The organism is Sulfurimonas sp. ST-27, assembly GCF_048081595.1.
Lineage (GTDB): Bacteria > Campylobacterota > Campylobacteria > Campylobacterales > Sulfurimonadaceae > Sulfurimonas > Sulfurimonas hydrogeniphila.
Map to the genome: position 1 here is coordinate 978919 of NZ_CP182226.1, position 25588 is coordinate 1004506.

Here is a 25588-nt window from a genome sequence, read left to right on the forward strand (position 1 = left end):
AGTTATAATAATTTTAAGTTTAAATTATAACATATATTTCATTTTCATATATCACATTTATATCACATTTATTGAAATATGGTCTGTTCTGCAACAGAAGACGCTTTTAATATTTACAAAAATGATATATAATACTTATGAAAATCATAAGGATAATTAATGTATAGATATATAATTTTAATTAGTATACTGTTTTTTACTGCATGTGAACCAAAATCTCATTCAAATCTTAACGGTAAACAACTTTTAGAGCAAAAATGTAGCAAGTGTCACAATACTGACCTGCCTCCAAAAACTTTTCAGGATGAAAAAGCACCGCCGATGATGGCGGTTGCATTTCATATAAAAGATTTTATAAAAGCAAGCAGTGAGAGTGACAAGATTCCAAAAGCTGTAGAATTTGTAAAAGACTATGTTGTGAATCCAAGTGCTTCAAAATCTTTTTGTGATAAAGAGAGCTTAAGAACTTATGGAGTAATGCCTTCGCAAAAAGGTAAAGTTACGCAAGATGAACTTGAAGCGATTGCTGAATATATGTTTGAACATTTTACAATAAAAAATTTGACAGCAGCACAAGATTTGCAAAACAGGTTGAATGCAATGCCAAAAGGAAAAAGAATTGCTTTAAAACATAACTGTCTGTCTTGTCATAAAATAAACAAAGATTTAGTGGGACCATCTTTTAATAAAATTGCTAAAAGATACAAGGAAAATATTACGCAGATAGCACAAAGCATTAAAAACGGTTCTGCTAAAAAGTGGAAAGGTTACAGAAATGCGATAATGCCGGCATTTGGTGAAAAGATAAGCAATGATGATATTGAAACATTAAGTAAGTGGATTGCTAAGGAGGCTTGACATTATGCACATATGTTCTATATGATTCCAATATAACATTATAATAATTATAAGGAATATTGATGAAAATAGTTTTAGCAGTAGATGAAGACAAACAAACCATAGTAAAAAGAACAGGGCAAAGTGCTTATTTTGCAATATATGATGATGACAAAATGGTTGATTTGGTACCAAATAAGCATCACGACGGTGGACATCATGCGCACAGACACAATGAAGAACATAAGCATTCAGAAATGGAACATGAGGAGCATACAAATTCTCATAGAAAAGATGTAGAGGCTTTAAAAGATTGTGACATTATTTTAGTACAGGCTGTTGGTGAAAATATGAAAGAAGCTTTAGAATCCATAGGTTTAAAGGTAAAAAAAATCAGACAAAAACATGGTACAACTGCTGATGAGGTTGTAAAAAACTTTTTAAGCGGTGCTATTTAAGGCAGAAGAATGGTTGGAAGAAGAAAACTACGAAATATCGGGGCAGATCACAGTGATGTTTGTTTTAAGCCTTGTGGTATTTGTGGTATTGATTTGGAATATATTGAACTCTGCGAAGATGAAATGGAGGCTATTCGTTTGTCTGATTATGAGGGACTCTACCAACTTCACGACTTGTAGAGTCGGCAAGAAAAAAAAACAGCAGATTCTTTGATACATAAAAAAGCCTTAAACATAAAAACAGATAAAAAGTAAGAAAAAAAATAAAAAGAACAATACAAAAAACTGCTGAATTTAACTCCGCCGATGACATAGGTTACGGACTTGACATAAAACCGTCAAATCCTTTTAGCCTTTGATTCCATCGGCTCTTGGATTGAGCAAAAAACCGAAAAATACTTTGATATAAAGCATAAACGGAACACTCCAAAGAAGAGCAGACCATAAATAGAGTTGCATTGCGTCTGCTTCGTAAAAAGGTATAAGTGAACGCATCAATGTAGCAATAATGATGAAAAATACCATTAAATGGGTATAAATGTTTGAAGTCAAATGCCTTCCCGTGTGAATCCATCCTATGGTTATCATGACCATTAAATAGGCAAGTCCAAGCCCACCGGCTGTTATAAAATGCCTAAAACTCGAGATACCGACTCCGTCATTAAACAAAATACTCCATCCCATAAAAGCATATCCTAAAGCAAGCATAAGAAAAATCAAAAACAGATAAATAACATAAGGCTGATTGAGTATAAACTTCTCTTTGAGATGATAATCACTCGTAATCGCCAAAACAGCAGCACCGGCAGCCAATCCTATCCATCCAAGTGCAGAGTTTGCAGGGTATAAAAATTCAACAATACTAAAGAGCGTGACACAAAATATAGCCAAGTTTGTAAGTGGCGGTCGTGATATATAAATATCATCAATTGCTTTGTCTTCCATCAGTTCATTGACTGCTTCCATGTTTACACGACGCATTGCAAGTAAAACAAGTACAACAATCGCACCAAGGGAAAGCTTTAAAATTTTCATCGGGTCACTTTGCACTAATTCTGCCATTGTTAGAAAAAACCAACTCTCAAGACCAAAAATAACAAGTAAAATGTAGCCCAAAGAGGCATGTCGTTGGAGCTTATCTAAAACAACATCTTTTGCAAACCAGATAAGCCAGGCAAGCATGGCAAGATTTAAAAATCCAGCAAGATAGACGCCTGTAACATCTATAAACCAAAAGCTCACGCGACCGGCTATCCATAAAAGCATAATATATTTGAGCCGTTTGCCGACAAAAGGTACCATTCCGGGGAAAAGTTCCGGCAAACCGGTTGTTAAAAACGCCATGATTCCGGCAGTAAGTACTCCAAAAAGCATCTCGTAGACATGCCAAACAAGAATATTGTCCATAAACGGGATACTCAAATACCCGCTCCAAACCAACCCCCACAATATCATCGAAAGTATAAAATAGGGAGCCAAAAGTAAAAAGACAGGGCGAAAGCCGTATGCTAAATATGGCGGAATATTCTCTTCATCAGGATAATAGAGGTAGTGGTTCGTCGCATGAAGTTTTTCTTCTTTATGTTGCATTATTTTAACTCCAAAGAATTTAGTTCAAATGTTTCTATGATATCTTTGTCTTGCAGTATTTTTACACTCTGCTCATACACAAAGGCATCATCTCTTTTATCTTGAGGAAGGTCAAAGCTGAATTTTTTGACTATATGTCCAGGATCGGCTTTGAGTAAAAGTATCTCATCACTCAGACGAATAGCTTCCATCATATCATGCGTTATAAAAAGTATAGAGATATTTTCTTTTTGACTTATTTCTATGAGATGTGTTTGCAACTCTTTTTTCAGACCTATATCCAATGCTGAAAAGGGCTCATCCAAAAACAGAAGAGAGGGTTTGACAACCAAAGCACGGGCAAAACTGACGCGTTGTTTCATTCCGCCGCTTAAATCTTTTGGAAATTTTTCAAAATCTTCTTCTTCGAGTCCAAATTTCAGTGCAATTGCCCTGGATTTTTCTATTGCGGTACTTTTTTTCTCACCACGGGCAAGGAGTCCAATGGCAATATTGTCAAGTACATTTTTCCAAGGAAGCAGTCTTCCTTCTTGAAATGCAAAGGAAGTACTTGTGAATGTATTGACAACACTCCCTTCCTGCACATCCAAAAGTCCGGAGCATAAATGCAGAAGTGTAGTTTTTCCACCTCCGCTTGGCCCTACTATTGAGAGTATCTCCCCTTTATTGAGTGTAAAATTTATATCTCTTAAAATCTCTGTAAATCCGAAATGATGTGTTAAGTGTTTTACTTCTAGCTTCTCCATAACTCTACCTCTCTTTTTATCGGTTCTAAAATGATATACTCTATAAACATCAGCGAACCTATCATTATGGTTACAAGCGCCAATGCCGTTGGAGTGTCCAACTGGCTTCTGGCCACTGCCAAGGAAGCACCAAGCCCATCGCTTGTAGCTAAAAGTTCCGCCATGATGACAATCTTCCAGGCCATACCAAGTCCGCTTACCCAGGCAGGAAAAATGTAGGAAAAAATATGAGGAAAATAGACATCTGTAAACTTCATGTGCCATGGCAGATGAAAACTCTCAGCCATCTCTTTTAAAGTACCGTCAAGTGTTCTTGTACCTTGCAGGGCACCTACAAATATAATGGGAAAAGAAGCAACTATGATGGTAAAAATAACTGTTTCATCTCCCATTCCAAACCAAATCATCGCCAAAACTATCCAGGCAATTGGAGGCATGCCTACAAGGATGGTGACAACCGGACGACTCATCATAGACGCCGTTGCAAAGAAGCCGGCGATGAGTCCCAAGACAGAGCCAAACAACAAAGAGAGCCCAAAGCCAACAGAAGCGCGGTAGAGGGTAATGTCAATCTGCTCCCATACCTCTTTGTCATGCAACATGGTATAAAGTGTCTTAAATGTTTCAAGAGGTGATGGCAACACTAAGTTGCCATATACCTGATTGCCAACATCCCACAAAGCTATAAAGAGCAGAATGGAAGCAACAGCTCCCCATCCGCTCCATAAGTAAGCCGGAAAATCTTTCAGTATTTTAAGTAAGAATTTCAAACAAGACTCCTTTAAATGATAATTAATATTAAAGTGTATGATAATTAAGCTTAAAGTAAGTATAATGAAAGTAATTATCAAATTCAGTTGTGGTTAAAGTCTTTTTTGATAAAATCTATAAACCAGTTAAGGAGATTTTATTATGATTAAAAAAATATTACTGACAGTTTCTCTCGTACTTTTTCTACAGGCAAACGGGATAAAAAAAGTAGATACTTTGGTTTTAAGCGGTCCTATGGCATCTGTAAGCCACCCGCTTTTAAGGATGATTGAAACAGGTGCATTAAACGATGTGGCAACAAATGTCAAATTTATTATGTGGAAATCGCCCGATGAACTGCGTGCTCTCACACTTCGCGGCAGTGCTGACTTTATAGCAATTCCTACCAATGTAGCAGCAAATCTTTATAACAAAGGTGTAGATATAAAACTTCTCAATGTCTCTGTGTGGGGTATTTTGGGAATGATAACAAGAGATAAAACCAAAAAGACTCTTGCAGATTTCAAAGGGTGTGAGATAGCAATGCCTTTTCGTGCCGATATGCCTGACATTGTCTTTGAAGAGATTGTAAAAAGAGAGGGGCTTGATCCGAAAAAAGACTTTACACTTCGTTATGTAAACTCACCGATAGATGCTATGCAGATGCTTATAATGCGCAGAGTCGATCATGCACTCTTGGCTGAGCCTGCCATCTCTATGGCACTGAGAAAAACAAACTCTTTTCCGTTGAAACTTATAGCGCCTGACCTTTACAGAAGTGCAGATTTACAAAAAGAGTGGGGAAAAGTTTTTCATATTGAAGCCAAAATTCCACAGGCCGGCATGGCGGTTATTGGCAAAAAAGATCCATATCTCATCAAACGTTTCAATGAGGAGTATGCAAAAGCGCTTCAATGGTATAAAACACATCCAAAAGAAGCTGGAGAGTTGGTTCATAAATATATTCCAATGCTGGTGCCTGAAGCTGTAGCAGACAGTCTGGACTATGTTCAATTGAATGATGTTAATGCAAAAGATGCACAAAAAGACTTGGAATTTTTCTTTGAAATTTTGAAAAACAACAATCCTAAAACTATTGGTGGTCAATTACCACAGAATGGTTTTTATTTTAGTCCGAAGAGTGAGTAGATAAATCTAATTTTTTTGTTTTTGCAAACCCTGCACCTTTTTTTGTTTTTGCTTTAAGCTCAAGAGCCGTGATAAGTTCTTTGTAATCTATACGGTTCTGATGCATTGTTGCAAAACATTGCGCTACTACTGCTATTGCATTAGGCACTTCACCTTTTTTTTTATATGCCTGTATATTTTTTTCACTGACTTTTATAAGCTTTGAAAATTTTGGAAGGCTGATCTCCGCATCTAAAAGTAGTTTTTTAAATTCTATAAATGTCATGTGGAAGTATAGTCTTTTATAGCTTAACTCTATATTTTATTGACATGTAGTCTGAAATCATATATAATAGCTATAATTTATTACTAATAGTAATGAAAAACTGCATAAAGGGTCAAACAATGGCAAAAGATACAAAAAAAGAGTTAGAGAAAAAGTTGGCAAAAAAAGCTGAAAAGAAAAAGGCAAAGAAAAAAGCTCAAAAAAAGAAAGCTGTGAAAAAAGATACAAAGAAAAAGAGCAAGAAAAAAGCTGATAAAAAGAAAGCTAAATCCAAAGCAAAGAAAAAAGCTCAAAAAAAGAAAAAATAGTTTTCTTATCTAACGAAAGAAACTACTTTCAGTTTCTTTCGTAAATCTTTCCACTGTATAATTATCAAGAATCACATGAACATATATCCGGTATAATTCTGTCAAAAATTCAAAGAAATGGGTATAAAATGTAATAACACTCAAACAAGTGCTATTACATAAAAATCCTGGAGAAACTTAAGCATATACAGAAAAAGTTGAATTTGCTGTATTTGTTTTTTGTTGCGTAGTATCTTGATTTAAAATATCCATCAAGCTTTGTGTATATTGCTGAGAATCCATAGTTGAAGCATCTACTTGTTTCATCTGTGCAATTAGATCAGCTCTTTGTGTCTGATCTATTGAACTCATTTTATCTTTGAGAGCAGTTCTGTCTTCTTGAGACAATGATTGCATGATATCTTTCATACCGCCATTTCCCTGACCACCACCTGTACCGTCCATTTTTCTCATTTGCATCTGCATTTGTTGCATTGAACCATTTGAACTTACTTGCATAGTCTATCCCTTAGCTTAGATTTAGATAGCAAGCAAAAACTATTCCTTGCTATCTATAAATACAACTCTATCACATTTGTGTTAGCAAAACGTTAATAAAGAAACTATTTTTGATTAGTAAATATGTACTCGTATAATAAATTTATACTATTAAGATTAGTCTTTATCATTTTTATGCGTTTCATACTTTTCGCTTCCAAAAGTATTTTTAAGCCCTGCAATAAGTGCTTGTTTTTCCTCTTTTGTAAGTCTTGCCTCTGGATGTGCTATTAGATAAGATGCTAAAGGCATTTCTCCATCTTCAACTTCTTCGGCTGCTTCATCACCTTTGTTCTTTTTCTGAACACCCCACATGGAAACATTGAAATGTTCACGACCTTCATCAACATGGTGATAGATACTCCATGAAAGCGGTGCTATATTACTGTACCAAGGCCATTTTGTTTCATTGGAATGACAATCTGCACAGGCTCTTTGAAAAAGATCCTGTGTCTCTTGAGTGTCCCATTGCACTTGAGCAACTACAGGCGGATTTGTGTGATCTCTTCCGTACGGTATAAATTGTATTGCAATAAATAATCCAAATCCGATTAATAAGATTTTTTTCATTTGTAATATCTTTATACTATTTTTGCAAAAGAGTTTTTAACTGTTTGGAGGTTAAAATCTTTTTTGTCTCATAGATGCACTTAAGATGTGTCATTGTTGCCTGAGCTTTGTATCTGGCTACTTCATCAACAAGTTTTTTCATTTTTTGCGGTGAAGCCCCCTGTTGTGATAGTTGGACAATTGTTTGCTCTAATGGCATAATCTTCTGTTTAAGATTCATAACACTGCGCAAGGTTTCTTTGCGTACCTGTAAAAGTTCTTTTTTTTGTTTTTTGGTTAAGGCAAGCTTTTCTGAATTCCACATTTTTTTGACCAACATTGTTAAATGCGGTAAACCAGGGTTTTGAATCAGGAACGGTTTGCTGGCTTTTTTCACAGGAGCCGCTTCAAGTTGAGAAGCAGGTGCAAAACTGACAAGTAAGCCTAAAAGTGCAGTGCTGAGTATATATTTTGATTTTGTAAACATTAGATATCCTTTTTTGTAATTGTAATCACTTCGTCTTTATGTTCAAAAACAGTTTTCACCATCTCTTGAAAACGCAGAGGAAAGCTTTTTATATCTTCTTCTTTTGCATTAGGCATTATAGCACTTTTGAGTATTGCCATAGGATTGACAACTTTTTGAGGTGTGTAGGTTACATATACTTTTTCATTTGTGTCTAGTCGGGTAAAACAGACATCAGCATCCATCGCTACACCATAAAAAAGTGTGCCTCTTCGATTGTATTTTCCTGTTGGAATGCCACCAAAACCATAGTCTGTGGTTGCTCCTGTAATGTTTGAAAGTACGCATCCGACAGCACCGGTATTTTCAACAGTCGGCTCTTTTGCAAGTTCTACTTTTATGTAGCCTCTTTGTGGCAATTCAGCGCCATAAAGTGATTTTAAGCCCTCAAGTGCCATGAGATAAGCCCCTGCAACAGTTGCACAACTATGTCCTGCACTTTTGACAATGTCGGCGTAGGAAAAATCAAGTATGCCGTCATTTACACCTAAAAACCGGCTCAAGTCATCATACAAAACTATTTTGTCAATAGTATCAAAAAATTGAGGATATTGCATTACATACCCCCTCCCATTCCCATCCCTTGTCCACGACCCATACCGCCACCTTTGCCCATCATCCCTTTTGCTTGAGAAGATTGTGCCAAGATGTAATCAGCTACGGTACTTAACTGCTCTTGTGTCAGATTTGCAAACGAGGGCATAGCAGTATCAGAAAATCTTGGATATTTCCCTTGAGAGCCGTTTTTGATACTTGCCATAATCACTTCTTTCGCATTTTCACCTTCAAAACGTTTGTTTCGCATTCCTATTCCTGCAAATGCGGGAGCCGCTTTTTTGCTTGCAACTGCGTGACAAGAGAGACAGCCATTGTCTTGAATAATCTCCTGCGCACTTTGTGCAAAAAGACTCCCTGTTAGGAACAGTGTCGGTATAAGTAATCTTTTCATAGTATAAACTCCGTATGTAAAATTTTACTGTTAGTATAAAACGTTTGTGTTAGGGGAATGTTAAGGAAGAGGGCTGACAAAAGTGAAAGCAGAGATATTTATTGTCATTATTTATAGGATTACTGTAAAATACCAAAGCATTTTAAATGCCAGGAGATACAAAAGTCCTGCCATAATTTTTTTAATGTGAGACTGCTCGAGTTTAAAGTGCATAAGATAGTTTCCAATGTAGCCACCGATGACGGCACACAGAGCAACCACCGTCAAAAGAATCCAGTCCAAAGGTACATAACTGGCATAGGTAAAAAAGGAACCGAGTGCCGAAAAAGGCACTACAAAACTTACCGCAACGGCTACTTTTTTGGGAGCAAATCCAAGAAGAGTTAAAAGCGGAATGAGGATATTGCCTCCGCCTACACCTAAAAGTCCGGCAATAAACCCAATCACAGCACCGACAAGCAAAAGTGTGAGTTTTGAGTGGGCGGAAAAAAGAGCTTTTTTCTTGCCAAACATCATCATGCTTGCAGAGTAAAAAAGCAAGAGCATAAAGAAAAATTTGACTATGTTTTCATTGATAAAACTGCTGGAATATGCGCCAAGAGGTGCAAAAAGGAGCATTGTCACAGCAATAGGCAAGACAAAGGCATACTCAACAGCTTTGCGTTTGATATTCATAATGCTTGCTGTCACAGTGGTAGATGCTCCTGCAAAAAGTCCGACCGCTTTAGCCACAGTAAAATCAAGTCCTAAAAAATGTAAAATCGGAATAAGCGCTATACCCGAACCCGCTCCGCCCATAGAAAAGACTGTAGCGAGTATAAGGGTGATAGAACCAAAGAGAATATAGTCATGCATTTATGGTATTTTTGGAGGATTGATTCTTTTGCCGAGCAGGGCGTAGATTTTGCCGACACGGGCGAGCGGTTCATAATCAAGCGTGAGTTTCTCTTTGTCTGTAATGATTTCATCATCAATATACTGGGACTTTATCTCTACGACAAGCGGGATGGTTTTTGAGCCTTTGAGATCTATCTCCTGGTAGAGTTCACAAAAAAAGGCACTCGGTATGCCAGTCACTATTGGAGGGAAGTCTTTGATTATGCTTTTTGTCTCAATGCCAAAAATTTCTGCTTCGCTTTGCGTGTTATCAAGTTCTTTGGAGCTAAAATGCATCTGTTGTAAATGTGCCTCATCTACCATGCATATTGTGCATTTTTTGTGTTCACGCAGATTTTTAAGCGTGTCTTTTTGGCTGCCGTCATTTTTATGCCCTATACTGACTATCATTGTAGGAGGTTCAGAGCTGAGCCCCATGAAATAGCTAAAAGGAGCAATGTTAAGAGTGCCTTTTGCATCTTGCGTACAAATCCAGGCAATTGGCCTTGGGATGATGGTCTGCGCCATAAGCTGATAGCGTTGTGTAAGTGCTTTGTCTGCATAATCCACCACCATTTTAGAGACCTACCATATGTTTTACATTATCCAAAAAGCCGTGTTTTTCAACTGTTGGCTCTTCTTTTTTTGGACCGGTGTAGGCATCTTTTGGCATTTCGTTTTCAGGAGTTCCGTCTACATTGACAACCTGCAGTTCGGGATGAATCAGTTCACGCAACTTTTTTTGTACGACCATTTTTGTTGTCATCAGACTCATAGAACAGCCTCCGCATGCACCTGTCAGTTTGATGTAGACAACACCGTCTTTTGTGCCGAGAAGTTCTATACCGCCGCCGTGAGAATTGACATATTCGCTTACTTTTGGCAGGTAATTTTGTACTGCATTATAAATATCTTCATCTAAAAACTGCATGATAAAACCTTTTTGAGTATTTTTATAATTATAGTTGCTTATAATTAAAATTATCTTAGTTTATATAATTATATATCTGTAAATAATTTCAAATTTAGCAAAGACGCACAGTCGGCACTAAAGTACCGATTCCGATGAATCGGCTTTTCGGAACCCGTACTTCAGTGCGGGCTGTATGTCTTTAAAAACTCAGTTTACAGAAAAAAATTTAGTTTTTTCTGACAAGTCATGCTAAAAGCATTTTATTTCCAACATTATTGTACAATAAAATATGAAAATATTATTTCTTTTGTTTCTGAGTGTTGCTTCACTGTTATGCGCAAAAAATGATTTACAATACGAAACATCACCCTATTTAAAACAGCATGAGAACAATCCTGTGCACTGGCATGCCTGGAAGAAAAAAACATTTTTGCAGGCACAAAAAGAAGACAAACCTATATTTCTCTCTATTGGCTATTCCACCTGTCACTGGTGTCATGTGATGGCGAGAGAATCCTTTGAAAATAAAAAAATCGCACAGCTTTTGAACAAATATTTTATATCTGTAAAAGTTGATCGTGAAGAGATGCCGCAGGTTGATGCTTTGTACCAAAATATTTTTGCGCATGTGCATAAACGGACCGGCGGTTGGCCTCTGAGTGTTTTTATGACACCGCAAAGAGAGGTTTTTTATATAACAGGATATATTCCTCCAAAAAAAGAGTTTTATTCTGAAGGATTTTCGGATTTAATACGAAAGTTGTCAAAATTATATACCGACAAAAAAGCGCTCCGACAAGAAACAGACAGGATTCAAAAGGCAGTGGCAAGCAGAGTAAAACTCTCAGATACAGAAGACAAAAATGTTTCCCTGACTACACTGAAAAATTCTCTCAAAAAATCTTTTGATGATATTTATACCGGTTTTGGCACAGGCAGAAAGTTTCCCGAGGCTTCCAAACTTGCTTTGATGATGGATATAGCGGATATAACGGCAGACAAAACATTGAAAAAATACTCTTTTGCAATGCTTGACACTATGGCACTGCGGGGTTTGTATGACCATGTAGGCGGCGGATTTTTCAGATACAGTGTGGATGCAAACTGGGAGATTCCTCATTTTGAGAAGATGCTCTATACGCAGGCGGAGCTTATTGGTCTGTATGTCCGAGCTTATGAAAAAAGTCATAAAAAGCTTTATGCAAGCGTGGTGCAAGAGACGATAGCGATGGTACAAAAACGCTTTTTGCATCATAATCTTTACTGGAGTGCAAGCAGTGCAGAGAGCCAGGGCAAAGAGGGGGCATACTTCACATTCAGCCCAGATGAAATAGACAAGGCGCTCAAAAAAAATCCTCATGCCGACGCCATAGAGGATGCTCTGGGATTTAGCACAGAGGGAAACTTCAACAACCGCGTGCATATAAATTTTGATACAGACAAGAGGCCTCCCGGTTTTGCATCTTTTAAGGAGATGCTGTACCATGTAAGAGAAAAGAAAAAATACCCTTTTACAGATACAAAAATAAACACGGCCTGGAACGCTATGATGATAGAAGCACTGTACAAAGCCTCTGCTCTTGACAAAAGATACGCAGACACAGCAGAAAAAAATTTAAAAGCTTTGCAAAATCTGATGTTTGTGCGAGGGGAGTTGTATCATCAGACCATAGAGGGAGCTGTGCCCAGACAAAAAGCTTTGCTGGAAGATTACAGTTTTTTGATTGGAGCGCTTATCAGCGGGTATGAAGTTGATTATGATACTGCCAAACTTGATTTTGCCGAGTATTTGGCAGCACAGGCAAAGTACAGGTTTTACAAAAACGGTACATGGTATCTCTCAAATGACGCTTTACATGTAAAGGCCGGTATAAATGACAAATATTATACATCACCGCTTTCAAAGATGCTGCAAAACATAATCAGACTGACATCGCTCAAAGCCTCTTTTGAATACGAAAAACTGTTTCAAAGCAGTATGGAAAAACTCAAAGAAGAGCTTATAAGAGAAGAGTCAAATGCACCGGCTCTGGCACAGGCGTATTTAATGCAGAAACTGGGTGTTGTCGTCGTGAAAAGTTCAAAAGACAATTTGCTCAAAAATGCTAAAATACTGCAAACGGTACAATATCCTTATCTGCTGCGTGAAGCAAAAGAGTATAAAGATTTTTTGGCATGTACCCTGAGAAGATGTTTTGTAAAAGATAAAAATATCAGCAGGATAATAAAAACAATAGACAGAGATTTCATAAGGAGATAAATGAGAAGTATAGGACTTTTAGGCGCGATTTCAATCGGTATAGGCGGTATGGTAGGCGGCGGTATATTCGCTGTTTTGGGAGAAGCGGTCTCTTTGGCACACGGGGCAACCGCAGTTGCCTTTGCCATAGCCGGTGTTGTAGCAATATTGACGGCATATTCGTATGCGAAACTTTCTGTAACATATCAAAGTGAGGGCGGAACGGTTACTTTCATAGACAAAGCCTTTGGCGACAATATCCTCTCGGGGAGTGTCAATTTGATGCTGTGGCTGAGTTATTTGGTGACAATATCTTTATATGCCACAGCTTTTGCCTCTTACGGCGAAACGTTTTTTACACATAAGTCGCAATGGCTCCATCACGGGCTTATTGTTGTTTCTATCATCATCCCGGCAGTTATCAACCTGGTCAGTGCTTCGTTTGTCGGTAAAAGCGAAACTGTTATCGTTGTTATTAAAGTTGCCTTGCTGGTTTTAGTAATTGCGGCAGGTTCTTTTTATGTAGATACAGAGCGTATGTCTCCTGTGCATTGGGGTTCTGCTCTTTCCATCGTGACAGCAGGTATGATTATTTTCGTTGCGTATGAGGGGTTCGAGCTTATAGCAAATTCTGCCCAGGATATCAAAAATCCGGATAAGAATCTGCCTCGGGCCTTTTATGCGTCTGTCATTATCGTGATAGCCTTGTATATTTTGATTGCGGTCATCACAGTAGGGAATGTTCCGGAAAATATTTTGATGCAGGCAAAAGATTATGCCCTGGCAGAAGCTGCAAAACCCTCTTTGGGGCAGATGGGCTTTACCCTTGTGGCATTTGCAGCGCTGTTGTCGACATTTTCTGCAATCAATGCTACAATTTACGGCAATGCAAGACTCGGATACATCATAGCAAAAGACGGCAAGCTGCCAAGAGCTTTAATGGATGAGGGCAAAAAATCGGGTGTCCCGTTTAAAGGTGTTTTGTATACCACTCTTTTGAGTCTGGTTTTGGCAAACAGCATTGATCTGACAGAAATTGCCATTATAGGCAGTGCAGGGTTTTTGTTGATATTTTTGCTTGTCAATATCAGTGCATTTAAGCTCTCTCAAGAGATCAAGGCAAACCGTTTTGTTTTGCTGACATCATCTGTATTGAGTTTTTTGGCGCTTTGCACTCTGCTTTTTCATACATACACATCAAACCCGAGAGCCGTTGTGATTTTTATGGGCTTTATCATTATTTCCGGTCTCTTTGAACTGATCTACGGACGATATGTAAGAGGCCACTTTTTTAACAGGAAGTATAAAATCATTCAATAAAAAAGCGCTCTTAACATTGTGCTAACACGAAAAAGCTATACTTTGTGTATGAAAAAGTTAGCATATATAAATTTATTGTTCCTGGTACTCTCTTTGCAGGGAAAAACACTTACTTTACAAGAAAGTATAGACAAAACACTGCAAAACCATCCTGATGCAAAATCTTTTGCGTTGAAAATAAAACAGTCGCATACAGGGTATACATCTGCACGTGCAGAATACCTGCCCCAGGTGAATCTGTCTGCGCAATACAATCCTACACAGACCTATATTTTTCCTGTCAACGGACAGTTTAATACAATTAATGATACAGGATGGAATATAGGAGTAAATGTCAAACAGAAAATTTGGGATTTTTCCAAAACAAGTTTGCAGATAGATGCAAGCAGACTTGATGAAGATATCTCGAAACTTTCTTTGAAAGATTTTCAGGCATTGCTTGCTTCAAAGGTAAAATCTTTGTATGAATTGATGGTTGTCCAAAAAGAAGCGATTGCTGTACGAGAAGCGGATTTACATGTAAAAGAAGCCTATTATGCCCAGGCAAAAGCACTTTTGCAGCAGGGACTCAAGACCGAAGCGGATACAAGCCGTTTTTTGTCAGCGGTATATGCGGCAAAAGACAATCTGGCCATTGCAAAATCTCTTTATGCAAAAGCAAAAAATTCTTTGTCTCTTTACATGGGAGAGACAATAGAGGAGAATATCGATCTGGAAGCTGATGTTTTGAAAAAAGAGTTTCACAGTACTCAAAATACTGTACAGGAGATACTTGAGAGAAATACCGAATTGAAGATCTATGATGAAACCATAGAGAAAAATGCTTTGTTGCATAAATCTGCAAGAGCCTCCCATTATGGTTCGCTTGATGCCGTTGCCTCGTATAATCGTGTCAGCTCTTTAAATCTGTATAATACACAGCTTGTCGGTGTTGTGCTGAACATTCCTTTGTATGCCGGAGGAAAACTGACAGCACAGACACAAAATGCAAAAATAGGACTGCAGGTTGCCAAAGAGCAAAAAGCTTCAAAAATACTCGCTTTAAAAGAAGAAATAAGCAATCTTGTATTGGATATACACAGATATGATGAGACCATAGCAGCAAAAAAAGCACAGCTTGATTCGGCAAAAAAGACAAAAAGAGTGCTTGACGGCAGATACAAAGAGGGACTCTCTACCTATATAGAAGTTTTGGATGCGAGTTCTCTGGTATTAGAGGCAGAACTCGGACTGCTTGAGGCCTATTACTCAAAAACGCTGAGTATAGACAGAATTGATTATTTACAAGGAAAAATAAAATGAGTACAAAAATGAAATATATAATTTTTACTGTTTTGGGTGTGGTAGCCGCAACTCTGTTTTATAACAAAGTTTTTATTCCAAAACATACATTTGAAACCGTGCATCCGACTAGGGGTGATTTAAACAAAGAGGTCTTTGGGATAGGAGAAGTAGGAGCAAAAAATATTTATGCCATCACCGCACAGACAGGCGGGAAAATTGTGCAGATAAATACAGATGAGGGAAAATGGGTTGCAAAGGGTGATCTGCTTGCCGTTATAGACAGTGTAGATCTGCCCCAGTTGATTGAAGAGGCAAAAATGTCGGTATACAAAGCAAAGTCTGAACTCAAAGCAACACAAAAAGAGCTCAAATCCCTGGCTGCACAGAAAATTTTGGCAAAACTGACCTATGAACGGTATAAAAAGCTAAAAGAAAAAGCTTTTGTCTCTCAGGCGGAGTATGACAAAGCCAAGGCGGACCTGGACAGCATTGAGGCAAATATACAGGCAACACAGGCGCATATAGATTCTTCAAAAACAGAAGTGGTCCGTTTACAAAAGGCTGTAGAGGCTTTACATGTAAAGCTCTCACGTTATAAAATTTATGCGCCGGTTGACGGCTATGTCATTGCCAAAGAGGCTGAGGTTGCACAAAATGTTCTGCCGACACAGCCTATACTGAAAATAGTTGACCCGAAAACTGTATGGATTAAAGCATATATAGATGAAAAGATAAGCGGAGATGTCAGAACAGGACAGCGTGCAGTTGTGACATTGCGTTCTCAAAGCAATAAGAAGCTTGAAGGGTATGTAAGCCGCATTGTCGCACAGAGTGATGCTGTGACACAAGAGCGAGAAGTTGATGTCAGTTTTTATGCTGTGCCGACTCCCTTTTATATCAATGAACAGGCAGAGGTACTCATTACAACACAAACACTGAAAAATGTGATTAAAATACCTGCTTACTTGATTGTCTATAAAGATAAAAAGGCCGGTGTCTGGATAGAGAAAGAGGGACATGCACACTTCTTACATGTAAATATAACGGCTATAACAGACAAAGAAGCAGCTGTGAAAAATCTGGATACGACTCTTGGACTCTTGGTCCCGGATAAAACCAAAAAATCGTTCAGTGAAGGTATGAGAATTTACAAATGATAAATCTAGCACAAAAAGAGATAGCCCATACTTTTGGAAAGTTTATCGTTACTGCGATAGGCGTAGGTATGCTGCTTGGTATCGTTTTTGTTATGATGGGTGTTTACAGAGGAATGATTATCGATGCGCAGGTTCTTTTGGATGATGTGGGTGTTGACTTCTGGATAGTACAGGAAAATACCCTTGGTCCTTTTGCCGAATCCTCACGGATACATGAAGACTTCAAAGATACAGTAAAGGTTATTGAAGGAATAGACAAAGCAGAAGGAATGACATTTCAAAATTTGCAGCTTCCGTCAAAAAACGGCGCTGTCCGTGTCTTTGCAGTGGGATTTGATCCTTTTGGTGACATTGACCCTGTTAATCCAAAGCGTTTAATAAGCGGACGAGGACTTCGCAGAAATCATTATGAAATGGTTGTCACTGACAAAACAGGTTTTAAACTGGGCGACACTATTCGCTTAGGACGGGATATTTACCATGTGGTCGGTGTAACACACGGAACCGTCTCCTCAGGCGGCGATCCTTTGGTGTATATCAGTCTCAAAGATGCACAGCAGTTACAGTTTTTATATTCCAATGCCCGTATACGAAATGACAGAGCAAGAGGTGTTTCCGGTGTGAATTCACACATGGTCAATGCTGTGATAGCAACGAAAAAAAATGGTTATGATGTTGATGTTATTGCACAGCAGATAAGAAAATGGAAACATAAAGCAGTATATACGGCTGCCCAAGAGAAGACAATACTGACACAAAACCTTATTGAAAGGGCGTCGAAACAGATAGGAATGTTTACGGTTATCTTGGTAATTGTGTCGACGATTATTATTGCGCTGATTATCTATACGATGACGCTGGAAAAAATGAAAGAGATAGCTATAATGAAGCTTATCGGTATACCAAACAGTATGATTATCAAAATGATTGTACAAGAGACACTCATTATGGGAGTATTGGCATTTATTACTGGTAACATTTTTGCACATCTTATTTATACAAAATTTCCAAAAAGAGTGGTATTGGAAACGCAGGATGCTGTAGCACTTTTTATCGTTGTTGTTATTGCATCCATACTGGCTTCCTTAATAGGGGTAAAAAAAGTAATTGCAGCAGATCCTGCACAGGCAATAGGCGGTTGATATGAGTAAACAGGCAATTAGAGTAGAAAATCTGGTGAAGAATTTTGGCAAGGGAGATTCTCTTGTTGAGGTCTTGGACGGTGCATCTTTCAGTGTAGACAAAGGAGAACTTGTAGCACTTGTTGCCCCAAGCGGTGCCGGAAAAACAACACTGCTCATGATGATCGGCTGTGTGGAAGAACCGACGAGCGGAAAAATATGGCTTGGTGAAGAAAAAGTCTATGACAATGAATGGTTAACAAAAGAGACGCGAAAAATAAGACGCGAAAAAATCGGTTTTATTTTTCAGGCACACTACTTGATTCCGTTCTTGAATATTTTGGAAAATATCACTCTGGTTCCACAGGCAAATGGTATCTCAGACAAGGAGAGTGAAAAAACAGCGATGGAACTTTTAGAGTATTTTGATATTGCTGATAAGGCGTACTCTATGCCTTCACAACTCTCAGGCGGGCAGAACCAAAGAGCAGCCATAGCAAGGGCTCTGGCAAACAAACCCCAGATTATACTGGCAGATGAACCGACAGCAGCACTTGATTCCAAGCGTTCTGTTGATGTTGTAAAAATGCTCAAAAAGATAGCTATAGAACAGAATGTGGCGGTAATCATGGTGACACACGATGAAGCGATGCTGCCGCTGTGTGACAGAATCTTGAAAATAGAAAACAAAAAAGTTGTCTCTTCAAAAAGTTTCCAGGAAAATACGATACTTTGATATTTTTGTGAGATTAGATATACTTATTCAAACGAAATGGATAGGTATGGATAATAAAAAACTTATAATTACTGTATTTATTATTGTTTTATTAAATATGCTGTTTTTTTTGCAGTTTAACAGAATGCAGATGAAAAATATTTTTAGAAATGCAAATGAGATGGCATTGAGTATTGAACATAAAATGCGTATGAGTATCAATGCGGTAGAGTATTTACATGTAGCCGCAGAGCAGATTTTTAAAAATAAAGAAAATCTCAAGCCAAATGAGGCTTTACATGTAAAGTATGTTAATGAAAACGGCACCTATGCACTGGATGAAAACAAAGAAGTAAACTTATTGGGTTTTGGCAAAAAAGCACTTTCGGACAAAAGACTGCTCCAGGAGATGGAGGCGGCACTGCAACTCACTCCGTTTTTTCAACTGGTTGCTGAACAAAATAAAAATTTTGCCTGGATTTATTACTATTCCAAAAATCATTTTACGGTTCTTTACCCTTATGTTTGTTCTGCAGATTTTCAGTTTACCCCTGTAGTTGAGAAAAAACCTTTCTATCATGATGCAACTCCCCAGGCCAATCCTCAAAAAAAACTCTTTTTGACACCTTTGTATATGGATGCCATAGGCAAAGGGCTTATGGTGACTGTCGGCAAGCCTTTGTATTACAAAAATCATTTTTTGGGGACACTTGATGTGGATATAACATTGAACAATTTTGACAATCTGCTTTCACGTCTGGATTATTTTAATAATCAAAGTGTGATTTATAACAACAAGAACCAGATAGTGGCAAGCCATAATCTGATACAGGATTTCAACCGAAGCAAGATATACAAGATAGATGATTTTCTGGATTTCTCCATACAAAATATGAATGAAACTTTAGAATCTCTGCAATACAAAGACTCTCAATATATTTTTGTCAAAAGACTCCCGTATGTACATCTGCACTTTGTTTATAGAGTACAGGCACACACTCTTTGGTTTAAATCTTTTTTATATACCTTTCCTATTTTTCTTTTAATGCTTTTGAGCCTTTATTTGGTTTTTTTATATCAAAAATCAAAAATTATCAATTAGAAACTCAAAATGCAGACTATACTGGATTATATGACCGGTGCTTATAACAGAAGATATTTTTTTGAAGTTGCCAGGGCAATTTTTTCCAAAGCGCTGCGAAAACATACCAAACTGGCTGTAGTGATGATGGATATTGACGATTTTAAGAGTGTTAATGATACTTATGGTCACGATGCAGGTGACTTGGCTATCATAGAAGTTAAAAAGATTTTAGAAAAAAATCTGCGAAGATATGATCTGTTTGCACGGTTTGGAGGAGAAGAGTTTTGCGTTGTTCTTGATGATATTTCCAAAGAGGATGTAGAAAAACTTTTTGAAAAAATAAGAAAAGATTTTGAAAACAACATCATTACATACAACAATATGAAAATCAGATATACAGTTTCTTTTGGCATAGCATACGGGATGGCGGATTCTTTGGAAAAATTGATAAAAGTGGCAGATGAAGCACTGTACAAATCCAAGAAAAACGGAAAAAACCGGGTTACACTCTACGAAGTCTGATATATTCAGGGTACCTCCATTGCCCTTAAGAAAAAATTAACAATAATACTACTATAATAATTGAACGACAGTCGGTCAAAAATATTTTCGGAGGGTTATGTTGGCAATTATAGTTGACAAAGAACAGAAAAAAAAAGATATTGCTCTTGGAACAAAAGCGTTAATTCTTAAAGACGGAATTAACAATATAACAATTTCTCAGATTGCAAAAGCTGCCAACATAGGCAAAGGCACTGTGTATGAATATTTCAAGAACAAAGATGAGATAGTCTTTGAACTGGTTGAGATTTTGATGCAGGAGCATAATAAGAGAAAAGAGAAACAACTCTCACTACATGTAAGCACACGGGAAAAAGTCAAAAGTTTCTTTAGCTTTTTTTATGCCGATGAAGATCAGGAACTGCGTGAAATATACAAGCAGTTTACTGCCATTGCTCTGAGCAGTACAAATGAAGAGATGGTGGCTTTTCAAACAGAATGCTATACGCTTTATGAAAAATGGATGGAAAATATCATAGAAGAGGGCATAGAAAAAAACGAGTTAAAGAGTGAAGCAAAAGAGTTGGTTATGGGTATTTTTGCTTTTGCTCAGGGTACTTTTATTATGAGTGTCACCACAAGTGCCATAGAAGATTTAAAACAAAAAATAGATACGCAAATAGATATTTTATTTGATTTAATGGAGAAATGATTATGAAAAAACTACTTTTACTCACTGTTGTCCCTGCTCTTTTGTTTGGAGATGACCTGAAATCACTTTTGGAATTTGCAAAAGAGAATAACAATCTTGTCAATGCCTCCAAAATAGCAGTACATGCAAAAGCAAAAGAGGTACAAAGTGCCGCAAGCAATTACTTCCCTACGGTAGATGTGAGTGCTTTTTATAAAAGAGATGATAAACCGAGTCCTTTTTTCCCGGGAACAACATACGGAGCAAGGACGAAAATCGGGTTTGACATATATGACGGCGGAAAGAAATCAAATACAAAAAAACAAAAAGAGAATGAAAGAAAATCTGCTTCTTTCAGTTATAAAGAGACAAAAAAATTGACACTTCTTGCCATAACAGAGGATTATTATAATCTCAAAAGTCTGCAGGCCTCTTTGGGTGCAACGATAGAAGCTTCCAAAGCAGTCAAAGCACAACTTGAAAGAGTGCGACATTTTTATGAAGCTGATCTTGCTACAAGTGATGATGTGGACAGACTCCAATCTGCATACGACAGTACTTTGTATGCAATAGAATCTACAAAATTTCAAATTACAGCGCTGCATAAAGCACTTGAACTCAAAGTCGGAAAAAAAATAAACACTTTGGAAAATTCGCAGTTTGACAAAAGAGCAGCACAAAATGAAGGACTCCTTGACAGTATCCAATCACTCAGGTACAAAAAAGCAGCATTGCAAAATTTAGGCGAAACGGTTGCGAGCTATTATTATCCTACTCTGCGTATAGAAGATACCTATTCGTTTTATGGGTATCAAAATAAGCCGACTTTTGGGGGAGTTCCCATTGCCTACCTTGACAAACAAAATGAGCTGATGGCTACAGTCGGCTTGAGACTTTTTGATTTTGGAACACTCAAAGAGCAAAAAGAGGCACTCAAACTGCAGGCTGATGCACTGAATCAACAGATTATTTACAAATCAAAAGAGCAACAGATGCAGCAAGAGTTGGCACAGGAGAGAATTCATACAGCCAAACTCAACATTAAAAGTTCAAAAAGTGCACTCAAAGCGGCAAAAAGTGCTTTAAAAACTATCACAGAAAAATACAATGCAGGCATAGTGGACAATGTCGTCTATCTTGATGCGCTCTCGGCAAAAACAGAGGCAAAAGCAAGGTATGAAAAAGCACGCAATGATTTGGAAATAGCCTATGGCATTTATTACTATTACAACAATAAAAATTTAGAGGAGTTTGTTAAATGAAAAAAATATTTATAGCTTTAATCACCCTGGTGAGTCTCTCTTATGCGCAAAAGATTTATGCAACATTTGATGTGACAGCACAAAAAAGTGCCAATCTGGCTTTCACTGCGAGCGGAATTGTAGAAAAAGTCAATGTCGATATCGGCTCTATAGTGAGCCAAAACCAAATACTGGCAAAACTGGGAAACAAAGATATAAAAGCAATGCTTGAAAAAACACAAATAGTTTTTAAGTTTGCTTCAAGAGAACTCAAAAGACAGGAAAAAATCAAAAAGCTTATAGATGCAAGCAAATATGACAAAATACTCAGCAATTATGAAAATGCCAAAGCATCGGTTGCCTATCAGCAGGCTTTGTATGAAAAAACTATTTTAAAAGCACCCTTTGCAGGTGTCATTTATGACAAAAGCATAGAAGTAGGCGATGCTGTAAGCGGTTTGATGCTTAAAACTGTTTTTAAAATACAAAGTATTCATGCAAGAAAGCTGATATTGGAATTTGATCAAAAATATCATGATATTGTAAAAGTCGGACAAACCTTTGAGTATAAAGTCGATGGGGATAACAAAAAATACAAGGGTGTTATTTCAAAGGTCTATCCGTATGCAAATTTTGACAACAGAAAGATAAAAGCGGAAGTAGAGGCAAAAGATTTTACAGTCGGGCTTTTTGGTGACGGTATGATACTGGTTGACGGAAAATAACGATGTACAAATTAGCGATTAACAGACCAATTGCAACACTGATGTATGTCATTACATTGGTGATTTTTGGCTATATGAGTTTTAAAAGCATGCCCTCGGCACTCTATCCGAATGTTGATTTTCCTATAGTGACAGTCAAAACAATCTATCCGGGTGTTGAAGCAGATACGATAGAATCACAGGTCACAGAAAAAATAGAAGAGGCCATCTCTCGTATAGGCGGAGTGGACAGCATCACATCCACAAGCAGTGACGGCGCATCTGTTGTTATGGTGAAATTCTTCCTGGAACGCAATATTGATGAAGCGACCAATGATGTACGAGACAAAGTCTCAGCTGTTATCTTGCCAAAAGATGCACAAACGCCACTTGTCAGTAAACTCGATATCGGCGGGGCTCCTGTTATCAATGTTTTTTTAACAGCAAAAAAAGATACCTTGCAAAACCTGATGGTATTTGCCGATGAGAAAGTAAAACCGGCTATTCAAAAGATCAACGGTGTCGGTGCTATAAATATCATCGGTTACAAAGACAGAGAGATAAAAATCTTCCCAGATATTTATAAACTCAACAAGTTTGGCATTACAATCAAAGAGCTTAATGATATTATTGCCGAAGAAAATGTCAAAATCGGTGGCGGAAAGCTTATTACCAAAATAAAAGAGATTATCTTAAAAACAAAAGCGGATGCTCTGAGTGTGAAGCAACTCCAAGACATTATAATAAAAGATGATTTAAGGCTCAAAGATCTGGCAACGGTAGCAGACTCTTTGAGTGATGCAAAAAGCTACTCATCATACAACGGTATACCGGGTGTTATGCTTGAAGTGCAAAAAATTTCAGGAACAAATACGATAGATATAGTAAAACGCGTCAAAGAAGCCGTGCCGCAGTTAAAAACAATGGCTGGCGAAAAATATGGTGTAGAACTGCTCCAGGATACAACGCCTTTCATCATTCACTCACTTGAAGATGTGAAATTTGACCTTATTTACGGTGCAATTTTGGCAGTTATTATCATCTTCGGTTTTTTGAGAAACTTTACTATTACGCTGGTTTCGGCACTCTCTATTCCAATTTCTATCCTGGGTACGATTGCTTTAATGAATCTGATGGGGTATAACCTGAATAAAATGACACTCATCGGTTTAACGCTTGCTATCGGAATTATCATAGATGATGCCATTGTTGTGTTGGAGAATATCTACAAAAAGATGGAAGCAGGCATGGGCAAGTTTGAAGCGGCACTCTATGGTGTGAAAGAGATGGCATTTGCTATTCTTGCGATTTCGGCAATGTTGCTTGCTGTTTTTCTTCCGGTTGCGCATATGAGCGGAATTGTCGGAAAATTCTTTGAAAGTTTTGCGATGACGGTAGGGTTTGCGGTAATTATTTCCTATACGGTTGCGATGAGTTTTATGCCGAGTCTGAGTGCAAGAGTATTGCATAAAGGAGAGAGCAGGTTTTACAATATTACAGAACCGATTTTTCAGCGTATAGACAAATTATATGCTGCAACACTGAGTTTTGTGCTTCGTTTTAAATTTTTTACACTTGTTTTTGTTCTTGGGGTGTTTGTTGCCTCGCTTTCTCTCTTTCCGAAAATCGGTATGGATTTTCTGCCAAAAGAGGATAAAGCAGAGTTTGAAGTAAAACTCAGAGCCGATGCGGGCATCAGTTTGGATGAAATGATACGGGAGTCCAAAGTGATTGAAAATTTAATCAGAGCTGACAAAAATGTTGTTTTTACAACCTTGAGTGTAGGCTATAACAGTGTACACGAGAAAAACAAAGCGCTCATTTATGTCAAACTTACGCCTAAAGGCAGCAGAAAAAAGAATCAAGAAGAGATTATTCAGGAATTTCGACACAAGCTCAAACCCTTTTCCAAAGAGATGTTTATTACAGCAGCGGCAATTCCGAACATCAAAGGTGCCGGGGTGAGTGTACCGTATCAAATTGTACTGACATCGGATTCTTTTGCTGACCTTGATGTGGCGAGAAAAAATCTGATGGAGTATCTGGCGAAGAGAAAAGGCTTTGTTGATATTGACAGTAATCTTGATGAAGGCAAACCGCAGATTGACATCAATATAGTACGTGAAAATGCCAACAGAATGGGGATTAGTGCAGCACAGATAGCAAAGGCTGTCTCCATTGCCTTTTCAAGTGATTTGGAAATTTCCTATTTTGAGCAAAACGGAAAACAGTACAAAATTACCCTGCGACTGCCTGACAAGGACCGTGTAAGCATAGATGATCTCAAAAAAATCCAACTCAGAGCCAAAAACGGAAAGTTGGTTTTTCTTGACGGTCTTGTCACATTTGACAAGGCAAGGTCTCTGGCTTCAATATATCACTATAACAGACAAAGACAGGTGACTATCTATTCTGATCTGTTTGGGCTTGATCTGGGCGGCGCTGTCAAGTATACACGTGCAAAAATAGACACATTGCTGCCACCGGGTGTAAACTATAAATTTACAGGCTTTGCCGAAGAGATGGAAAAAACAGCCAAAGCCTTTGGCGTGGCTCTTGGTTTGTCTGTAATTTTAATGTTTATCATCCTGGCAATTTTGTATGAGTCGCTTATTCAGCCTGTTATCATTATGATGGCATTGCCACTGAGTATTATCGGGGTTATGCTGGCTTTGTATCTGACACATTTGCATTTCAGTCTTTTTGTGATGATAGGATTTATGCTGCTTATGGGGATGGTCGGTAAAAATGCCGTACTGCTTGTTGATTTTGCCAATGAAGCAGTAGCGCGGGGAAAAGATGCCAATGCAGCACTGCTTGAAGCGGGAGAAAAAAGACTGCGCCCGATTTTGATGACAACAATTGCGATGATATTTGCGATGCTTCCTTTGGCACTGAGCAACTCTTTGGGAAGTGAAACAAAAGCACCGATGGCAATAGCCATCATAGGCGGTCTTTTAAGTTCAATGGTGCTAACATTGCTTGTTGTGCCTGTAATTTATAAAATGATAAATCCGATTGATGCGTGGCTTCGAAAGTGGTATGAGAAAAAAATACAGAGTGATACTGAATAAGGAG

Annotated in this window: 29 protein-coding genes; 17 read left to right on the forward strand and 12 right to left on the reverse strand. The window is 37.8% G+C overall.

Annotated elements, in window-relative coordinates; all coding sequences use genetic code 11:
* Nucleotides 1-159: 159 nt before the first annotated feature.
* The 3 genes from ACM66U_RS05160 (at nt 160) to ACM66U_RS05170 (ending at nt 1475) form a co-directional block, all read left to right on the forward strand.
* Nucleotides 160-858: a c-type cytochrome gene (locus ACM66U_RS05160; protein WP_418641304.1), complete on the forward strand. Its 699-nt coding sequence runs from the start codon at nt 160-162 to the stop codon at nt 856-858.
* Between the two features lie 62 nt (nt 859-920).
* A complete protein-coding gene (locus ACM66U_RS05165; RefSeq protein ID WP_346388650.1) occupies nt 921-1295 on the forward strand; it encodes a NifB/NifX family molybdenum-iron cluster-binding protein in 375 nt (124 codons plus the stop codon).
* Between the two features lie 9 nt (nt 1296-1304).
* A complete protein-coding gene (locus ACM66U_RS05170) occupies nt 1305-1475 on the forward strand; it encodes a hypothetical protein (RefSeq protein ID WP_346388651.1) in 171 nt (56 codons plus the stop codon).
* A 168-nt stretch (nt 1476-1643) separates the two neighbouring features.
* Here ACM66U_RS05170 and ACM66U_RS05175 read toward each other — a convergent pair whose 3' ends face one another.
* Genes ACM66U_RS05175 through ACM66U_RS05185 form a run of 3 tightly spaced genes read right to left on the reverse strand, consistent with a single transcriptional unit; the run spans nt 1644 to nt 4401 of the window.
* The gene (locus ACM66U_RS05175) at nt 1644-2885 is read right to left on the reverse strand and encodes an NnrS family protein (protein WP_418641305.1); all 1242 of its coding nucleotides are present in this window, start codon (nt 2883-2885) and stop codon (nt 1644-1646) included.
* Nucleotides 2885-3631, reverse strand: a complete 747-nt coding sequence (locus ACM66U_RS05180; RefSeq protein WP_418641306.1) for an ABC transporter ATP-binding protein — start codon at nt 3629-3631, stop codon at nt 2885-2887. The genes ACM66U_RS05175 and ACM66U_RS05180 overlap by 1 nt, the downstream gene beginning before the upstream one ends.
* Nucleotides 3619-4401 carry an ABC transporter permease gene (locus tag ACM66U_RS05185; protein ID WP_151900529.1) on the reverse strand — a complete coding sequence of 261 codons (783 nt, stop codon included), beginning with the start codon at nt 4399-4401 and terminating at the stop codon, nt 3619-3621. The genes ACM66U_RS05180 and ACM66U_RS05185 overlap by 13 nt, the downstream gene beginning before the upstream one ends.
* A gap of 142 nt (nt 4402-4543) precedes the next feature.
* Here ACM66U_RS05185 and ACM66U_RS05190 point away from each other — a divergent pair, with 142 nt between their 5' ends.
* Nucleotides 4544-5530 (forward strand): ABC transporter substrate-binding protein, encoded by a 987-nt coding sequence (locus ACM66U_RS05190; protein WP_151900528.1) that lies wholly within the window; start codon nt 4544-4546, stop codon nt 5528-5530.
* On the opposite strand, the gene ACM66U_RS05195 is transcribed toward ACM66U_RS05190, so the two are convergent.
* Complete coding sequence (locus tag ACM66U_RS05195; protein WP_346388655.1) at nt 5511-5795, reverse strand: hypothetical protein; 285 nt, start codon at nt 5793-5795, stop codon at nt 5511-5513. The genes ACM66U_RS05190 and ACM66U_RS05195 overlap by 20 nt on opposite strands.
* Before the next feature lie 155 nt (nt 5796-5950).
* On the opposite strand from ACM66U_RS05195, the gene ACM66U_RS05200 reads away from it, so the two are divergent.
* Nucleotides 5951-6103, forward strand: coding sequence for a hypothetical protein (locus tag ACM66U_RS05200; RefSeq protein ID WP_346388656.1), 153 nt, complete (start codon nt 5951-5953; stop codon nt 6101-6103).
* Nucleotides 6104-6280: 177 nt separating this feature from the next.
* On the opposite strand, the gene ACM66U_RS05205 is transcribed toward ACM66U_RS05200, so the two are convergent.
* The 8 genes from ACM66U_RS05205 to ACM66U_RS05240 all read right to left on the reverse strand — a co-directional run bounded on the left by ACM66U_RS05205 (nt 6281) and on the right by ACM66U_RS05240 (nt 10471).
* A complete protein-coding gene (locus ACM66U_RS05205) occupies nt 6281-6601 on the reverse strand; it encodes a hypothetical protein (RefSeq protein WP_418641307.1) in 321 nt (106 codons plus the stop codon).
* A gap of 156 nt (nt 6602-6757) precedes the next feature.
* Complete coding sequence (locus ACM66U_RS05210) at nt 6758-7210, reverse strand: heme-binding domain-containing protein (RefSeq protein WP_418641308.1); 453 nt, start codon at nt 7208-7210, stop codon at nt 6758-6760.
* Between the two features lie 16 nt (nt 7211-7226).
* Nucleotides 7227-7676, reverse strand: coding sequence for a hypothetical protein (locus tag ACM66U_RS05215; protein ID WP_418641309.1), 450 nt, complete (start codon nt 7674-7676; stop codon nt 7227-7229).
* Nucleotides 7676-8272, reverse strand: a complete 597-nt coding sequence (locus tag ACM66U_RS05220) for a hypothetical protein (RefSeq protein ID WP_418641310.1) — start codon at nt 8270-8272, stop codon at nt 7676-7678. Before ACM66U_RS05220 ends, ACM66U_RS05215 begins: the two co-directional genes overlap by 1 nt.
* Nucleotides 8272-8664 (reverse strand): c-type cytochrome, encoded by a 393-nt coding sequence (locus ACM66U_RS05225; protein WP_151900521.1) that lies wholly within the window; start codon nt 8662-8664, stop codon nt 8272-8274. Before ACM66U_RS05225 ends, ACM66U_RS05220 begins: the two co-directional genes overlap by 1 nt.
* Nucleotides 8665-8775: 111 nt before the next feature.
* Nucleotides 8776-9519, reverse strand: a complete 744-nt coding sequence (locus ACM66U_RS05230; protein ID WP_418641311.1) for a sulfite exporter TauE/SafE family protein — start codon at nt 9517-9519, stop codon at nt 8776-8778.
* Nucleotides 9520-10116: a flavin reductase family protein gene (locus tag ACM66U_RS05235; protein ID WP_418641312.1), complete on the reverse strand. Its 597-nt coding sequence runs from the start codon at nt 10114-10116 to the stop codon at nt 9520-9522. It abuts the gene before it with no gap.
* A 1-nt stretch (nt 10117) separates the two neighbouring features.
* On the reverse strand, nt 10118-10471 hold the full coding sequence (locus ACM66U_RS05240; RefSeq protein ID WP_151900518.1) for a NifU family protein: 354 nt from the start codon (nt 10469-10471) through the stop codon (nt 10118-10120).
* Between the two features lie 271 nt (nt 10472-10742).
* On the opposite strand from ACM66U_RS05240, the gene ACM66U_RS05245 reads away from it, so the two are divergent.
* From ACM66U_RS05245 to ACM66U_RS05300, 12 genes are all read left to right on the forward strand, one after another.
* Complete coding sequence (locus tag ACM66U_RS05245; RefSeq protein WP_418641313.1) at nt 10743-12713, forward strand: thioredoxin domain-containing protein; 1971 nt, start codon at nt 10743-10745, stop codon at nt 12711-12713.
* Nucleotides 12714-14012, forward strand: coding sequence for an APC family permease (locus ACM66U_RS05250; RefSeq protein WP_346388662.1), 1299 nt, complete (start codon nt 12714-12716; stop codon nt 14010-14012).
* Nucleotides 14013-14060: 48 nt separating this feature from the next.
* Nucleotides 14061-15314 carry a TolC family protein gene (locus ACM66U_RS05255; protein WP_418641314.1) on the forward strand — a complete coding sequence of 418 codons (1254 nt, stop codon included), beginning with the start codon at nt 14061-14063 and terminating at the stop codon, nt 15312-15314.
* Complete coding sequence (locus ACM66U_RS05260) at nt 15311-16453, forward strand: efflux RND transporter periplasmic adaptor subunit (protein WP_418641315.1); 1143 nt, start codon at nt 15311-15313, stop codon at nt 16451-16453. Before ACM66U_RS05255 ends, ACM66U_RS05260 begins: the two co-directional genes overlap by 4 nt.
* Nucleotides 16450-17595: an ABC transporter permease gene (locus ACM66U_RS05265; protein WP_418641316.1), complete on the forward strand. Its 1146-nt coding sequence runs from the start codon at nt 16450-16452 to the stop codon at nt 17593-17595. Before ACM66U_RS05260 ends, ACM66U_RS05265 begins: the two co-directional genes overlap by 4 nt.
* 1 nt (nt 17596) lies before the next feature.
* Complete coding sequence (locus ACM66U_RS05270; protein ID WP_346388666.1) at nt 17597-18310, forward strand: ABC transporter ATP-binding protein; 714 nt, start codon at nt 17597-17599, stop codon at nt 18308-18310.
* Nucleotides 18311-18356: 46 nt separating this feature from the next.
* Nucleotides 18357-19391: a hypothetical protein gene (locus ACM66U_RS05275; RefSeq protein ID WP_418641317.1), complete on the forward strand. Its 1035-nt coding sequence runs from the start codon at nt 18357-18359 to the stop codon at nt 19389-19391.
* A 9-nt stretch (nt 19392-19400) separates the two neighbouring features.
* Nucleotides 19401-19895 (forward strand): GGDEF domain-containing protein, encoded by a 495-nt coding sequence (locus ACM66U_RS05280; RefSeq protein WP_418641318.1) that lies wholly within the window; start codon nt 19401-19403, stop codon nt 19893-19895.
* A gap of 97 nt (nt 19896-19992) precedes the next feature.
* On the forward strand, nt 19993-20586 hold the full coding sequence (locus ACM66U_RS05285; RefSeq protein ID WP_418641319.1) for a TetR/AcrR family transcriptional regulator: 594 nt from the start codon (nt 19993-19995) through the stop codon (nt 20584-20586).
* Nucleotides 20587-20588: 2 nt separating this feature from the next.
* On the forward strand, nt 20589-21827 hold the full coding sequence (locus ACM66U_RS05290) for a TolC family protein (RefSeq protein WP_418641320.1): 1239 nt from the start codon (nt 20589-20591) through the stop codon (nt 21825-21827).
* Complete coding sequence (locus ACM66U_RS05295) at nt 21824-22531, forward strand: efflux RND transporter periplasmic adaptor subunit (RefSeq protein ID WP_346388670.1); 708 nt, start codon at nt 21824-21826, stop codon at nt 22529-22531. Before ACM66U_RS05290 ends, ACM66U_RS05295 begins: the two co-directional genes overlap by 4 nt.
* 2 nt (nt 22532-22533) lie before the next feature.
* Nucleotides 22534-25584, forward strand: a complete 3051-nt coding sequence (locus ACM66U_RS05300) for an efflux RND transporter permease subunit (protein WP_418641321.1) — start codon at nt 22534-22536, stop codon at nt 25582-25584.
* The last annotated feature ends 4 nt before the right edge of the window (nt 25585-25588 follow it).

Coding starts and splice junctions, on each gene's coding strand:
- ACM66U_RS05225 (WP_151900521.1), bottom strand. CDS start 8,664: ATGAAAAGATTACTTATACCGACACTGTTCCTAACAGGGAGTCTTTTT.
- ACM66U_RS05250 (WP_346388662.1), top strand. CDS start 12,714: ATGAGAAGTATAGGACTTTTAGGCGCGATTTCAATCGGTATAGGCGGT.
- ACM66U_RS05165 (WP_346388650.1), top strand. CDS start 921: ATGAAAATAGTTTTAGCAGTAGATGAAGACAAACAAACCATAGTAAAA.
- ACM66U_RS05220 (WP_418641310.1), bottom strand. CDS start 8,272: ATGCAATATCCTCAATTTTTTGATACTATTGACAAAATAGTTTTGTAT.
- ACM66U_RS05210 (WP_418641308.1), bottom strand. CDS start 7,210: ATGAAAAAAATCTTATTAATCGGATTTGGATTATTTATTGCAATACAA.
- ACM66U_RS05290 (WP_418641320.1), top strand. CDS start 20,589: ATGAAAAAACTACTTTTACTCACTGTTGTCCCTGCTCTTTTGTTTGGA.
- ACM66U_RS05270 (WP_346388666.1), top strand. CDS start 17,597: ATGAGTAAACAGGCAATTAGAGTAGAAAATCTGGTGAAGAATTTTGGC.
- ACM66U_RS05180 (WP_418641306.1), bottom strand. CDS start 3,631: ATGGAGAAGCTAGAAGTAAAACACTTAACACATCATTTCGGATTTACA.
- ACM66U_RS05275 (WP_418641317.1), top strand. CDS start 18,357: ATGGATAATAAAAAACTTATAATTACTGTATTTATTATTGTTTTATTA.
- ACM66U_RS05285 (WP_418641319.1), top strand. CDS start 19,993: ATGTTGGCAATTATAGTTGACAAAGAACAGAAAAAAAAAGATATTGCT.
- ACM66U_RS05280 (WP_418641318.1), top strand. CDS start 19,401: ATGCAGACTATACTGGATTATATGACCGGTGCTTATAACAGAAGATAT.
- ACM66U_RS05300 (WP_418641321.1), top strand. CDS start 22,534: ATGTACAAATTAGCGATTAACAGACCAATTGCAACACTGATGTATGTC.
- ACM66U_RS05255 (WP_418641314.1), top strand. CDS start 14,061: ATGAAAAAGTTAGCATATATAAATTTATTGTTCCTGGTACTCTCTTTG.
- ACM66U_RS05195 (WP_346388655.1), bottom strand. CDS start 5,795: ATGACATTTATAGAATTTAAAAAACTACTTTTAGATGCGGAGATCAGC.
- ACM66U_RS05240 (WP_151900518.1), bottom strand. CDS start 10,471: ATGCAGTTTTTAGATGAAGATATTTATAATGCAGTACAAAATTACCTG.
- ACM66U_RS05230 (WP_418641311.1), bottom strand. CDS start 9,519: ATGCATGACTATATTCTCTTTGGTTCTATCACCCTTATACTCGCTACA.
- ACM66U_RS05205 (WP_418641307.1), bottom strand. CDS start 6,601: ATGCAAGTAAGTTCAAATGGTTCAATGCAACAAATGCAGATGCAAATG.
- ACM66U_RS05295 (WP_346388670.1), top strand. CDS start 21,824: ATGAAAAAAATATTTATAGCTTTAATCACCCTGGTGAGTCTCTCTTAT.
- ACM66U_RS05235 (WP_418641312.1), bottom strand. CDS start 10,116: ATGGTGGTGGATTATGCAGACAAAGCACTTACACAACGCTATCAGCTT.
- ACM66U_RS05265 (WP_418641316.1), top strand. CDS start 16,450: ATGATAAATCTAGCACAAAAAGAGATAGCCCATACTTTTGGAAAGTTT.
- ACM66U_RS05190 (WP_151900528.1), top strand. CDS start 4,544: ATGATTAAAAAAATATTACTGACAGTTTCTCTCGTACTTTTTCTACAG.
- ACM66U_RS05175 (WP_418641305.1), bottom strand. CDS start 2,885: ATGCAACATAAAGAAGAAAAACTTCATGCGACGAACCACTACCTCTAT.
- ACM66U_RS05245 (WP_418641313.1), top strand. CDS start 10,743: ATGAAAATATTATTTCTTTTGTTTCTGAGTGTTGCTTCACTGTTATGC.
- ACM66U_RS05215 (WP_418641309.1), bottom strand. CDS start 7,676: ATGTTTACAAAATCAAAATATATACTCAGCACTGCACTTTTAGGCTTA.
- ACM66U_RS05160 (WP_418641304.1), top strand. CDS start 160: ATGTATAGATATATAATTTTAATTAGTATACTGTTTTTTACTGCATGT.
- ACM66U_RS05170 (WP_346388651.1), top strand. CDS start 1,305: ATGGTTGGAAGAAGAAAACTACGAAATATCGGGGCAGATCACAGTGAT.
- ACM66U_RS05260 (WP_418641315.1), top strand. CDS start 15,311: ATGAGTACAAAAATGAAATATATAATTTTTACTGTTTTGGGTGTGGTA.